Genomic DNA, 12,875 nt, shown 5'->3' on the forward strand with positions numbered 1-12,875 from the left:
AATAATATTTTTATTTTACAAAGCATCGGAAGGCTCTGCTAATTCAGACATACGCTGCCACCTAAAATACTTTTCATCCGCTAATGCCAACATGGGCATGTCTTCTTCGGTATCACCATAGGCAAATATGGTTTCAAACGCGGACAAATCGAGGGTACGTTTAATCCCTTTCACTTTATTATCCAGACTGCAGTCGCCGGAGACATAACGGCCTGTCAATTTATTGTTTTTAAGCTCCAGTTCACTGCATATGAACTTAATACCCTGGGCATTACACCAAAACGATAAATATGAATTTAACGATGCTGACACCACATAAATTTCGTCGCCGCGCTGTTTATGCCATTCAATTTTTGCAAGCGCTTCTTCCCTTGTAACACTGGGTAAATAGTGTTCAGCAAACTCTTTTGCCGATTCTAAAACTTCAGGTGCCCGGCGGTTCCAGAATACAATTCTGGATAACGCAGGCCTCGTTCGTGAGGCTTTTAAAAGCCCCAATTTATACAGAATAATAATTGGTGAGGCTAAAATCAGAGCAGCTATAACGCGGTGCTTAGGGGTTGCGTAAAGCAGGAACTTTGTGTAAGTGTCTTGGTTAGTTATTGTGCCGTCAAAGTCAAAGAGGGCTAAGTTCATAGTAACTTTATACAATTATTTTAGGTTTAAAAAATAATACAGAAAGCCAAAAGCTGCGGCAAAGCCAATCAGTACCATAGTTAATAAGAGTTTTGACTTCATAACTGATTTAAAGAAGGCAGCAAAAGTGGCAAGACTACTTGCTCCAAGTGTATAGTTCACAAACTCGTCTTTTTCTCTCCGCTTCATCGTATACATAATGTCAGTTAAACCGTGATGATAGGTTTTATAAGCTGCCAGTACCCTACATCCCGCCATTCATTAAACTTAAAACCAACTTTTTCAAAATGAGCCACTTTTTTCATTCCCATTTTCTCATGTAGCGCGACACTTGACGGATTTGGAAGTGCTATACCGCCAATTACCGTATGAATTCCGTGTTCTTTGAGTCTGAGAAAAAGGGCTTCATAGAGCTTTTTACCAAGCCCTCGACCTCGCATCTGGTTTGCAAGATAAACAGTTACTTCTACTGAAAACCGATAGGCGCTTCGATCTTTCCATTTTGTCGCATAGGCATAACCAACGATAATCTCGTTGTCCAACACAACGAGCCAGGGCAAGCTGCACTCCTGAACGTCTTCAATTCTCTGCTGCATCTGGGAGCCTAAAACCGGTGTTTCTTCAAATGTAATCGATGTATTTTCGATATAATAATTATAAATATCGGCAATAGCATCTGAGTCACCTTTATTAGCATCTCTAATCATGTCTAGCGTCTATTCACTGGTAATTAATCCAACTTAATTAGTCGGTATTTTTCTAACTTCAATTTACTATTTAGCCTGCTTTTTCGGTTGGCAATTTTCTATATACTCGGAATCATCAGGCGCGACCTCTGTAGTAAAATCGAGCTGAATCGAAGTTACTACGGGAGTGCGTTCTATATTTTCCTCAGATGCTTTCCATTCCCATTGAGAAAGGGCTGCCGCTGCGTAATCATCAAAAACCCCTTTGGGATAAGACGATCGAATTTTATACCCCTCGGCACGGCCGTCAGAGCCTATGCCCACGATTAGATCAACACAGCCGGACACTCCATCTCTGGCCGCTGAAGCTGGATATTGGGGATTAACGCGCTTAGCTACAGTCCAATAGTTACCAACGAGCTCGCTGTGTTCAGCGCTGGATAAATCTAAAAACTGAGTATCTATCTTGTCTTCTTCAGTATTTGATGAACAAGAAATGACAAATAATGCAGATATAAAAACAATGGCAATTCTTTTCAATGTCCTCTCCCTAGGCTCAACTAACTTTCTCTGTTGCAGAACAGACTAAAATATACATAATTTATACAATATACTATACCTAAATAAAAGGAAGTTGACGTCATTCACCTATCATTCAGGTTGTTTATCGTGGTTCGGTGAAATAATTAAAAAAAATGCCTAAACCCAAACATCGTTCTTCGCCTTAAGCTCACCACCGGCCTCCCCTGTATTGATAACGCCACTTGGTTCAATCAGGAGTACCTGGCATTCACTCTCAGCAAAGGGTTTATGCTCTACACCTTTAGGTACCACATACATTTCGCCTTCCGCTAGCTGCACCACACTATCTCTGAACTCAATACCCATTTGTCCCTTGAGTACCAGAAAAACTTCATCGGTGTCTTTATGATCGTGCCAGACAAACTCACCCTGAATTTTAACGACCTTAATTTGATAATCGTTCATTTCGGCAACCACCCGCGGCGACCAGTGTTCAGAAAACTTACTCAGTTTTTCGGCAAAATTAACGACGTTTGATGACATTGGTATCCCCCTTAACCTTCTTTGTTTTACCGCAAACTGTTAATAGTGAATCACTCGATGGCTATTTCAACTGCCAATCATTAAGACCTTGCCTCCAACAGCTCCCGTAACGCCTCAGGAAGCAACTCACGCGACTTTTTGGTAATAGCTTTCTCATGCTTTTGCCAGAGGATGCCTAAGTAAATAATCCCCAGACCAATAGCAGTTAAAGCGGCTGGAAATAGCCAACTGTCCTGGAAAACATCCTGAGCTAAATAGCCAAGATAAAAACAACCGCCAAGGGCTCCAAGCACCACAAATACCCGACGAACCAGTAATACACCAACACCTATCATCAGAAGGTTTACGCAGAAATAGACAAATTTTGACAGTTCACTGTCTGATTCCATAAAAGATAGACCGCCCCAAAAAGCCAAAGCACCGAAGAGATAAATCCAGAAAGCGTAGTCAGCGGTATCGCGCGAACGAATGTCCACCCAGAATGCAAGACCTATCATTAATAACCCGGTGTACAGCGATACGAGTTTTCTTAGTTCCCAACTGATGTCACCGCCAGCAATCATGACGGTAATATCCATAGTCATATACCAAAGCGTCACAGCTATAGGCATAACTAAGAACGGATATTTGTATCTCCACGCCATAATGACACCCACAGCCAGGGTGCCCAGCTCCATGTATATCCAGTGCCACTTTATATATCGGTGATACTCACGATAGACAGTTTCGTCGGGCCAGACACCTAACCATTGCTGAAGGCCGTAAATAGCCAACGGCGTTAAGCAGACCACAAAGGTGGCACAGATTCCTGCGGGAATAGATAAGCTTTTAGCAGAAAAAACATGAGTAAGCTTTAAGCCAATAGCGGCATAAAGAACGGATATCAGAACAATGCCGGCCCCCCCGAAAGATTCCCACCCCAGGTTCATGAACAGCGTCATTGCGCCAATAGCAATCAGCCCGCCCAGATAATACAGCACATGATTGAACGTAAACTGAGGTTTGTCCTGATGTCGCTCTTTAAAGAATTCAAAAAGAGCGTCAGCTTGCGAAGTAGAGATAATGTTTTTATCCGCCGCTTCGCTTAAGTTCTTCCTTGTAATGTTCATACTGTTCCTTCAAATTCAGCGGTGACTTGGTATTTCATCTGCTAGAATATCGCTCACATCTGTATGCATTTCAACATATGGAATCATTGCTATGATTTTATTCGCTATTCTAATTGCACTTCTTGGCCTTGCCTTAACGGCCGGTGGCGTCTACCTGCTCACACTTGGCGGCAGCCCCTACTACCTTCTGGCGGGCCTGGTCTTACTATTAAACGCCTGGCTTGGTTACAAACGTCATCCGTTAACACGCACTTTGTTCGCTGTATTTCTGATCCTCACCATGCTGTGGTCATCGTGGGAATCCGGTTATGACTGGTGGGCATTAGCGCCGCGCATAGGTTTATTTTTGGTGCTGGCCATACCTTTGCTGTTTTCCAAAGAGGCAGACAACGGCGGGCGCAAAGTATTGCTCCCGGTCTGGGCCGTTCTTGCACTAATGACACTGGGCAGCGTTCTGGCAAACCCACATGACTTATCCGGAAAGCTCGATACGCAAGTAGACAGCGAATCTCCTAAACTGGGCAACTCTCCGGAAGACAGTTGGTACGCTTATGGCCGGACTAATATGGGTCAGCGTTATTCGCCACTGGATAAAATTACCACCGAAAATGTGGGGCAGTTGGAAGAAGCCTGGCGTTACAGCACTGGTGACATGAAGGGCCCTAAAGACGTGGGTGAAACCACCTATGAAGCAACACCATTGAAAATTGGCGATACGCTTTATTTGTGTACGCCGCACAACTGGTTAGTCGCACTGGATGCCAACAACGGCTCTAAACGCTGGGTATTTGACGCCAAAGTGCCACCTGAAAGTCAGCGCCAGCATCAAACCTGTCGCGGTGTGTCCTATTTGCCACCCAGCTCCGGTGAAGCGCCGTCTGCTGAAAAGCTGGATATAGCAGCCGAAACTCAGGCTCCGGTGCAGTGTGACGCAGAGCTCTTTTTGCCAACTTCCGATGCCCGTTTAATTGCAATTGACCCGACCACAGGCGCACGCTGTGCAAACTTTGCCGATAACGGTGAACTGGATTTAACCCACAATATGCCGTTCAAACAAGCCGGTTACTATTACTCTACGTCGCCGCCAGTTGTAGCGAATGGCGTAGTGGTAGTTGCAGGCTCGGTAAATGACAACTACGACAAAAACTCACCTTCCGGCGTTATTCGTGCCTATGACGTAAAAACTGGCGAGCTGGTATGGAACTGGGATTCCGGTAACCCGGATGAAACCGCTCCTATTGCCGAAGACGAAGTTTACACTACCAGTTCTCCTAACAGCTGGTCGGTAGCCAGTGCTGATGAAGAGCTGGGTCTTATTTACTTTCCTATGGGGAACCGCACTCCCGATCAGTTGGGTTGGTATCGCTCTGAAAATGAAGAGAAATATTCCAGCTCTGTGGTTGCGCTAAGCCTTAAAACCGGACAGGTAGAGTGGGTACAACAATTTGTTCATCATGACCTGTGGGACATGGATACCCCTGCTCAGCCGGTACTACTCGACTTAGATACCGTAAGCGGAAAACAGCCGGCTCTTGTGGTACCCACTAAGCAAGGCGATGTGTACGTGCTGAATCGTGAAACCGGCGAACCTATATTTCCGATTACCGAAAAATCAGCACCTCAGGGAACGGTGGCTCTGGATAATGCCTCGCCAACACAGCCAATTTCAGCGCTAACCTTCCGTCCACCCACCATGACTGAAAAAGACATGTGGGGAGCGACACCGCTGGATCAGATGATGTGCCGTATTCAGTTTAAGTCACTGCGCTATGAAGGTCAGTACACGCCGCCATCAGAACAAGGCACACTGGTATATCCGGGTAACTTTGGGGTCTTCAACTGGGGCAGTGTTGCAGTAGACCCAAAACGTCAGGTTATGTTCGGTATGCCTTTATACCTGGCCTTCACACAAAGGCTGGTTAAAAAAGACGGCTCCGACATGGGTCCGGCCAACCAGGGAGAACAAGGCCTGAACTCAAACGACGGCGCGCCTTATGCAGTGGATATGAAGCCTTTACTTTCTCCGCTAGGTGTTCCCTGTCAGCAGCCACCATGGGGCTACGTGGCCGGTGTTGACCTGAAAACCGGCGAAACCGTATACAAGCATAAAAACGGTACTGTCCGTGACCTGACACCGCTTCCGCTGCCAATTAAAATGGGCGTCCCCGGTATTGGTGGCCCTGTCATCACCGAAGGTGGTCTGGTCTTTATGGCAGCCGCTGTCGATAACTACCTGCGCGCTTATGACTTATCCACCGGTGAAGAACTTTGGCGTGCACGTTTGCCAGCTGGAGGACAGGCCACACCAATGACCTATTTGAACAGCCAGGGTGAACAAATGGTGGTTCAGGTAGCCGGTGGTCACGGCTCTATAGGCACCACCATTGGCGATTATGTGATTGCCTATAAACTCAAACGCTAAGCATTATATAGCAGCGAGTTTTAAGCTAAAGGCTATTTCCAAGGACGAACTAAAGTATTGGCAAACGTTGCCGATACTAAGGCAAACCTACGGAAATAGCCTTTAACCTTCTGGAGAGAGTGCCATGCCTATATCTTTATACACGAAGACCGCCTCTTCCAGTGTGCCTTCGGTCAGTACTAAGCCGCTCAACACAACAACGAATAGCCAACCTGCGAGCGACAAAACCAGTAGCAGCGCCAGTTTTTATGTTGACCTGTCACCTTTGGTTAAAGAACTTACCTCTGCCTCTGAAAAAGGGGAAAGCTCGCTTCTTTCTAAGAAGGAAAAAATTGACGAAAGTAGCCTTCCCACAGGGCTAAAAGACTTACTAAAACGGATAGCGGAGTACAGAGAAAAGCTTAAGGAGAAACAGCAGGAACTGCGGGACGTTATGAACGATAGTGCCCTGAGCGATGAAGAACGCAAGGCTCGAATAGACGCTCTGCAAAAGGAAATCAGTAGCTATAATACCGCACTTAGCCAGGCCATGCTCCAACTCGGCGAAACGGTTGATCAAATGGACTTAGATGACAAAGCAGTTGCGGAAGTGATGTCCTTGGTTATGTCGTAATGAAAATCCCCACTTTTTGATCTGCATTTGCGAAACTTAACCGCCGCGTATGTACTCTAATTGAAGTGCAATCTTCAAATAGGAGTACGTTATGTCTATACAAAATAAAGTAGCTTTAGTAACTGGAGCTGGTCAGGGCATTGGGCGCGCTATAGCTTTGCGATTGGCAAAAGATGGTGCCGACATTGCCATTGTGGATCTAAACGAAGACAAGATGAATGAGGTCTCCCGCGAAGTAGAAGCATTAAACCGGAAAGCAACAACATTCAAAGCTGATGTAAGTGACCGGGAGCAGGTTTACGCTGCCATTGATCACGCTGAAAAAACGCTTGGTGGTTTCGACATCATGGTGAACAACGCGGGTATTGCCCAAGTTCAGGCAATTGCGGATGTCACTCAAGAAGAATTAGATAAAATTCAGAAAATTAATGTTGATGGTACTCTTTGGGGCATTCAGGCAGCAGCGAAGAAGTTTATTGAGCGCAAACAAAAAGGCAAAATTATCAATGCCTCCTCTATCGCGGGTCATAACGGTTTTGCATTATTGGGTGTTTACTCATCAACTAAGTTCGCCGTGCGCGCGTTAACTCAAGCCGCAGCCCTGGAATATGCAAGCCAGGGTATTACGGTAAACGCCTACTGCCCCGGAGTCGTTGGCACCGATATGTGGGTTGAAATTGACAAACGCTTTGCTGAACTTACTGATGCGCCCGTAGGCGAGACGTACAAAAAGTATGTTGATGGCATTGCTCTTGGCCGCGCGCAAACACCAGAGGATGTCGCAAGTTTTGTATCTTATCTGGCTGGCCCCGATTCTGACTACATGACGGGTCAGGCTCCGTTAATTGATGGCGGTATCGTTTTTCGTTAAGAGAGTCATCGTATTCCACATACCGATGAATCGCTAAATTTCCGGTATTTGCTGGTGCTTATTTGCAATGCACCAGCTTACTGCCGGGATGAAACAGCTTCCAGGAGAACCAATATTCATCGGAAATAGCTACAGGAACCAGGTTCGATTCTATTTCGCCTTTTATAAACTTACCGCGAACATCCCACACCGTTCCGCTTTTAGTGTCGCAAAGCGTGCTGTTAGCACCGGGTTCAATGCTCACCGGCTTTTCCTCGACTGAGCTTTTAAAACCAAGAACTGAGCCGTTCACAGCGACAAGCACAACACCTAACTCTTCGTTGTTAACCACGCCCTGCTTTAGTAACTCGTCTTTAAGGTACACAACCTGCGGGTTAGCGACTTTATCGGTAATGCCCACCACATGCGTTCGGGGCGAAAAGGTATTATCCCGGTTTTTTTGATGACAGTCCTGGGGTCAAACCATTCGCTATAACCTTTTTCCAAAGGCCCTTAACGGGAAGCTCAAACGCTTTAAAGTCCTGCTTTGTTACTCTCACGACCTTAGGACAGGGGTTCAGCTTTTTCACCTCACTCCAGGTTAAAACCTGAAACGGGATCATTGTTAGTGTATACGGGTGTAACTTGCCAATAACCGATTCACAACTGGCTTGCTGAAAAAAGGTTTTAGTTTTCTTGTCAGCCACAATCATATTCGCGTTTTTAAACGAGCCGACAAATAAAGGGCCAATATCGGTGACATCGAAAGGAATAATACTGTGGCACATAGCGCAATAAGTTAATGCTACCAGTCTGTCATCGAAACGATCATTAATAATATGGTGATGTATTACATAGTCTAGCGGGTAAGCCTTAGTAACACCATCGCACTCAATAACAGCCAGCTCCATGTTGTCCTGAAGAGAAAGCTTCAGCGGCTCATCTGCCATGGCGGGGAAATCAACCGCTTTAAACGCATTCTCCTGATGCATTCGATGCGCTAATACAACGGCCAACGCCATTAGGATAAGAGGAGGAAACGTCCATAAAGGCAGCTCGTCAATTTGCCAGCTCATTAGCAAAGTACCGATAACACCAGCAACCAGCACAGCCCAGGTAAAAGGCTTTCGAATAAAGTAATGGTAATACGACCACTGAACAGGAAACGACTGGATAAGCGTCATATATACGGCAGCAGCGCTCACTGCCAGAGACAAAATTGCGAATGCATAAAAGATAAATACCATAACGGTCTCTCAGTTAAAGCAAAAAAGCGGCGCATGCGATTACCGAAGTAAACATCATCTCATTAAATAAAGCCATAGCGGCAATAGCTCACCTTAAATACAATTGATAATAGTTATCATTAACATTATAGTAACCTCTCTACACTTTACACAGGCGAGGATATAAAGGTGATAACTCAGCATTTAAAAAAATCCCCTCTTCACTTAGCGGTATTACTGGGCATAGGCGCAGCCTCAGCTGCTTTGCCGTCTTACGCTCAGGACGAAAGCAGCAAAAGCGAAGAAATGGAAAGAATTGAAATTAAAAACTCTTACACAACACGTGTTATGAATTATTCCACCGGGCTTAACCTCTCACTTAGAGAAACCCCGCAGTCAATGACCGTAATTACCCAACAGCAGATTGACGATTTAGCAATAACAGAAATTGCTCAGGCACTCCGATACACCACCGGCATTAACGTCAACCGAGCCGAAACAGATCGCATTTTTCCGACCGCACGCGGGTTCTCTATTGATAACGTGCAATTTGACGGTGCTAATGTGCGCGGTGCTTACGGTGGTGTTGAAGGCGACTTTCTCTCTGACATGGCCGTTTATGAGCGTGTAGAAGTGATTCGGGGCGCTGCAGGTTTACTCCAGGGGGCGGGCAATCCATCAGCCGCTATCAATTTAATTCGTAAAAAACCAACGGAAGACCTCCGCTCTTCTATTAACATTAAAGCCGGTCGATGGGATTTAACCCGAGCGGAAGCCGATGTCTCGTCAAGTCTTGGTTTTGACGACAAGTTAAGGGGACGCTTTGTTGCGGCTTATCAGGATGCCGGTTCTTACATGGACAGTGTAGAGCGTGATAAAACGATTCTTTACGGTATTCTGGAAGCTGACATAACGCCCTATACCGAAGTCAATTTCGGTGTCGACTACCAGAAACATCATGTTGATGGAATAAGTTACGGTGAGCCCGTACCTTTATATTACAACGACGGTACACGTACTGATCTCCCCCGCTCCAGCAATACCGGAAGTGACTGGACCTACCGGGATCGTGATCGCAACATTACTTTTGCCTCACTGGAGCACCGTTTTGCCAACTTTTGGCAATTTGATTTCTACGCCAGCCATATTGACGGGCATTATGATGACAAAAGAATGTATGTAACCGGATTTCTTGATCGGGACACCGGCCTCGGACTTGGAGCCAGCCCCAGCTCGACCAGAGGTGACTGGAACCAATATACTCTGGACTTTAGACTAAGCGGTCCGTTTGAGCTTTTAGGACGCCAACATCAAATGGTTGTCGGCTGGAACAGTAACCTTGAAGAAAATGACCGAAGCAGACGACCTGCACTGTCAGCAATTGAGCCATGGAGCTTTTACCAATGGGATTCTGTCTCTGAACAAGAATTTGCATCGGCATCTGACTATATCTGGGGCTGGGAAACTAAGCAAAGCGGATTTTACAGTGGTGCGCAATTTGACCTAGCGGAGCCTTTGTCCCTAATTGTAGGACTTCGCACCAGTTCATGGTCGCATGAAGAGTACAACTACACTCCCGAGGCTATGAGCTCCCCTGTCACCGCGGTGGATGAATCTGACTCCGGTGTTATTACCCCATACGCAGGCATTGTTTACGACATTAATGATCATTTCTCCAGCTACGCCAGCCTGACCGATATCTACAACATTCAAACTCAAAAAGATCGGTATGGTAATTTGCTTGACCCTGTGCACGGCGAAAACTATGAAATAGGTCTGAAAGGCGAATTCTTTAACCAACGACTGAACTTCTCTACTGCAGTATTCCAGGTTAAGCAGCGAAATGTTGCGGTTCCGGATATTGAAGTGATTGTCGCTGGCCAACCAGAGCAACGCTATAAAGCAGAAGACGGTGTTGAAACCAAAGGTTATGAAGCTGAGCTTTCTGGCGAGCTAATGACCGGCCTTCAAATTTACGCAGGTTACACACACCGGGTAGCCCGCAACAATGACGGCGAAAAAGTCAGCCGACAAGCGCCTGAAGACATGGTAAGAATAACCAGTTCTTATAGCTTTGCAGAGAATTTGCCGGAGCTTACTCTCGGTGGTGGGCTTCGCTGGCAAAGTGAAGTATTCCCTTCAAGAAACCAAGGTGTGGGCCCCAATGGTGAAATCCCCCGCCAGGAAAGTTATACGGTTGCCGACCTGTTTGCCCGCTATCAGATCTCTGACAGCCTTACTGCGTCATTAAATATTAACAACCTTTTTGATAAGAATTACTTTGAAAGTGTCGGCGTGTACAACTACGGCTCTTATGGCGAACCACGTAATATCAGTGCCAGTGTGCGCTGGGACTTCTAAGGTATTGCCCTTTCATGATCTAAAAAATCGATATAGCCCTGCTACTACGTATGATAGCGGGGCTATATGCAGACTCTCTGGTGTGCTGATTTTATCTTTACGCCAAATTATTGATTCAGATCAAGCTATTCGGCGAAACAAAGGAACACAATAATAGAATATAAATTCACTGACAGAAAAGGCTAATGCCATGAGCAGTACTTTTTATATTCCAGCGGTCAATATTATTGGCGAGAACGCCCTTAAAGATGCGGCCACGCAAATGGACAACTATGGCTTTAAACAAGCCTTGATAGTCACCGACCCCGGCATGACCAAACTGGGCGTTACTGCCGAAATCGAAGCCCTGCTCAAAGAGCATGGAATAGACAGCCTAATTTACGATGGCGTACAACCCAACCCGACAGTAACGAACGTGAAAGCCGGGTTAGATGTTCTGCAGAAACATCAATGCGATTGTGTTATTTCACTAGGTGGAGGTTCAGCTCACGACTGCGCCAAAGGTATAGCCCTGGTTGCCACTAATGGCGGGCATATTAGTGACTATGAAGGCGTTGATGTCTCGAAAAAGCCACAACTGCCACTCATTAGTATTAATACCACCGCAGGCACAGCGTCCGAAATGACCCGCTTTTGCATCATTACCGATCCGGAACGCCATATTAAAATGGCAATTGTCGACCAAAATGTGACACCAATTCTGTCGGTTAACGACCCAAGGTTAATGGTCGGTATGCCTGCCAGCTTGACTGCAGCAACAGGCATGGATGCGCTGACCCATGCCGTTGAAGCCTATGTATCTACCGACGCTACGCCGATTACCGATGCCTGTGCCATAAAAGCCATAGAGATTATCCGGGACAATCTGCACGAAGCGGTTCATAACGGAGCGAATATGGAAGCTCGTGAGCAAATGGCTTACGCACAGTTTCTGGCGGGTATGGCGTTTAACAATGCGTCCCTGGGTTATGTACATGCCATGGCGCACCAACTCGGCGGATTCTACGACTTGCCGCACGGCGTCTGCAACGCGGTTTTATTGCCTCATGTGCAACGCTACAACAGTCAGGTTGTCGCACCGCGCCTGAAAGACATTGGTAAAGCACTGGGCGCAGAAGTACAGGGATTAACAGAAAAAGAAGGGGCTGACGCTGCTATTGCCGCCATTGTAAAACTATCTCAAAGCGTCAATATTCCGGCTGGTTTGGAAGAATTAGGGGCAAAAGAAGAGGACTTTAATACATTGGCAGACAATGCCATGAAAGACGCTTGTGGCCTGACTAATCCAATTCAACCCAGTCACGAAGACATTGTTACTATTTTTAAAGCGGCTTTTTAACCGGAGTCTTTTAAGCTTGTCCGTCCGACATCGGACATAGCTAAAGTTTATTGTACTGTGCTAACAAAATCCTATACCTGCGGCTACATTAATGTAGCCGCGAATACGCTGATGTATCATATCCAGCAACGGTAGTCCCATTCATAGGCATAGTTTGTTCCTCTGTTTCCTTGTACGTAAACATGAGTTGTCGCAACTTGCAGCCTTCGCGAAGCAGAGCTATAGCGGCCGGATGATCTGACGAAAGCGTATTCTGTAACTGCTGAAAATTGTGTAATGCCCGACTTAACAGAGAAACGCAGCAATTCACGCGATTTTGACGATTATATGTCTCAGACAGATTCTGCACCGCAATTGACAAGCAAATAATAACCTCGCCAGCCTGCTCATGCTGGTTTTTCAGGATATCACTCAAATGTCCTCGTAACAGAAGAATACTATTCATGTAGTAATGATTGGCATTTTGCCATTGTCCCTGCTCAAACTCATAATTCCCCATACGCTGTAACATTTTCCAATTCTGTATCAGTTCCATAATAACCTCCTGCGTTACTCATCAGCATGCCTT

At 46.0% G+C, this 12,875-nt stretch carries 13 protein-coding genes; 5 read left to right on the forward strand and 8 right to left on the reverse strand.

What is annotated here, in order from left to right; genetic code table 11:
• Positions 1-15: 15 nt before the first annotated feature.
• The 5 genes from IL_RS03990 to IL_RS04015 all read right to left on the reverse strand — a co-directional run bounded on the left by IL_RS03990 (position 16) and on the right by IL_RS04015 (position 3,496).
• The gene (locus IL_RS03990; protein WP_011234037.1) at positions 16-636 is read right to left on the reverse strand and encodes an HAD-IB family hydrolase; all 621 of its coding nucleotides are present in this window, start codon (positions 634-636) and stop codon (positions 16-18) included.
• Positions 637-842: 206 nt separating this feature from the next.
• Positions 843-1,343, reverse strand: coding sequence for an arsinothricin resistance N-acetyltransferase ArsN1 family B (locus tag IL_RS04000; RefSeq protein WP_011234038.1), 501 nt, complete (start codon positions 1,341-1,343; stop codon positions 843-845).
• Between the two features lie 66 nt (positions 1,344-1,409).
• Complete coding sequence (locus IL_RS04005; RefSeq protein WP_016341293.1) at positions 1,410-1,862, reverse strand: energy transducer TonB; 453 nt, start codon at positions 1,860-1,862, stop codon at positions 1,410-1,412.
• Positions 1,863-2,021: 159 nt separating this feature from the next.
• Entirely contained in the window at positions 2,022-2,387 is a 366-nt protein-coding gene (locus IL_RS04010; protein WP_011234039.1) for a cupin domain-containing protein, read from the reverse strand.
• A gap of 80 nt (positions 2,388-2,467) precedes the next feature.
• Positions 2,468-3,496: a hypothetical protein gene (locus IL_RS04015; RefSeq protein WP_011234040.1), complete on the reverse strand. Its 1,029-nt coding sequence runs from the start codon at positions 3,494-3,496 to the stop codon at positions 2,468-2,470.
• 91 nt (positions 3,497-3,587) lie between these two features.
• Here IL_RS04015 and IL_RS04020 point away from each other — a divergent pair, with 91 nt between their 5' ends.
• The 3 genes from IL_RS04020 to IL_RS04030 all read left to right on the forward strand — a co-directional run bounded on the left by IL_RS04020 (position 3,588) and on the right by IL_RS04030 (position 7,402).
• Complete coding sequence (locus tag IL_RS04020) at positions 3,588-5,918, forward strand: glucose/quinate/shikimate family membrane-bound PQQ-dependent dehydrogenase (RefSeq protein ID WP_011234041.1); 2,331 nt, start codon at positions 3,588-3,590, stop codon at positions 5,916-5,918.
• A 124-nt stretch (positions 5,919-6,042) separates the two neighbouring features.
• Entirely contained in the window at positions 6,043-6,531 is a 489-nt protein-coding gene (locus IL_RS04025) for a hypothetical protein (RefSeq protein WP_011234042.1), read from the forward strand.
• A 91-nt stretch (positions 6,532-6,622) separates the two neighbouring features.
• Positions 6,623-7,402, forward strand: a complete 780-nt coding sequence (locus IL_RS04030; RefSeq protein ID WP_011234043.1) for an acetoin reductase — start codon at positions 6,623-6,625, stop codon at positions 7,400-7,402.
• Positions 7,403-7,460: 58 nt separating this feature from the next.
• On the opposite strand, the gene IL_RS13820 is transcribed toward IL_RS04030, so the two are convergent.
• Together IL_RS13820 and IL_RS13825 are read right to left on the reverse strand one after the other, a co-directional pair.
• The gene (locus IL_RS13820) at positions 7,461-7,805 is read right to left on the reverse strand and encodes a DUF3179 domain-containing (seleno)protein (protein WP_196803385.1); all 345 of its coding nucleotides are present in this window, start codon (positions 7,803-7,805) and stop codon (positions 7,461-7,463) included.
• A gap of 22 nt (positions 7,806-7,827) precedes the next feature.
• A complete protein-coding gene (locus IL_RS13825; RefSeq protein WP_011234045.1) occupies positions 7,828-8,628 on the reverse strand; it encodes a DUF3179 domain-containing (seleno)protein in 801 nt (266 codons plus the stop codon).
• Positions 8,629-8,796: 168 nt separating this feature from the next.
• On the opposite strand from IL_RS13825, the gene IL_RS04040 reads away from it, so the two are divergent.
• Positions 8,797-10,968 (forward strand): TonB-dependent siderophore receptor, encoded by a 2,172-nt coding sequence (locus tag IL_RS04040; protein WP_011234046.1) that lies wholly within the window; start codon positions 8,797-8,799, stop codon positions 10,966-10,968.
• A gap of 190 nt (positions 10,969-11,158) precedes the next feature.
• Positions 11,159-12,307: an L-threonine dehydrogenase gene (gene yiaY, locus IL_RS04045; RefSeq protein WP_011234047.1), complete on the forward strand. Its 1,149-nt coding sequence runs from the start codon at positions 11,159-11,161 to the stop codon at positions 12,305-12,307.
• 88 nt (positions 12,308-12,395) lie between these two features.
• Here the strand turns inward: yiaY and IL_RS04050 are convergent, their stop codons facing one another.
• Positions 12,396-12,842: a hypothetical protein gene (locus tag IL_RS04050; protein ID WP_011234048.1), complete on the reverse strand. Its 447-nt coding sequence runs from the start codon at positions 12,840-12,842 to the stop codon at positions 12,396-12,398.
• Positions 12,843-12,875 lie beyond the last annotated feature (33 nt).

This window comes from Idiomarina loihiensis L2TR (assembly GCF_000008465.1).
In the GTDB taxonomy this organism is placed as follows: Bacteria; Pseudomonadota; Gammaproteobacteria; order Enterobacterales; family Alteromonadaceae; genus Idiomarina; species Idiomarina loihiensis.

Excerpts from the sequence above, each read along its gene's own strand:
- IL_RS04000 (WP_011234038.1), bottom strand. The coding sequence starts at position 1,343 with ATGATTAGAGATGCTAATAAAGGTGACTCAGATGCTATTGCCGATATT.
- IL_RS04050 (WP_011234048.1), bottom strand. The coding sequence starts at position 12,842 with ATGGAACTGATACAGAATTGGAAAATGTTACAGCGTATGGGGAATTAT.
- IL_RS04015 (WP_011234040.1), bottom strand. The coding sequence starts at position 3,496 with ATGAACATTACAAGGAAGAACTTAAGCGAAGCGGCGGATAAAAACATT.
- IL_RS04025 (WP_011234042.1), top strand. The coding sequence starts at position 6,043 with ATGCCTATATCTTTATACACGAAGACCGCCTCTTCCAGTGTGCCTTCG.
- IL_RS03990 (WP_011234037.1), bottom strand. The coding sequence starts at position 636 with ATGAACTTAGCCCTCTTTGACTTTGACGGCACAATAACTAACCAAGAC.
- IL_RS13825 (WP_011234045.1), bottom strand. The coding sequence starts at position 8,628 with ATGGTATTTATCTTTTATGCATTCGCAATTTTGTCTCTGGCAGTGAGC.
- IL_RS04010 (WP_011234039.1), bottom strand. The coding sequence starts at position 2,387 with ATGTCATCAAACGTCGTTAATTTTGCCGAAAAACTGAGTAAGTTTTCT.
- yiaY (WP_011234047.1), top strand. The coding sequence starts at position 11,159 with ATGAGCAGTACTTTTTATATTCCAGCGGTCAATATTATTGGCGAGAAC.
- IL_RS04030 (WP_011234043.1), top strand. The coding sequence starts at position 6,623 with ATGTCTATACAAAATAAAGTAGCTTTAGTAACTGGAGCTGGTCAGGGC.
- IL_RS04020 (WP_011234041.1), top strand. The coding sequence starts at position 3,588 with ATGATTTTATTCGCTATTCTAATTGCACTTCTTGGCCTTGCCTTAACG.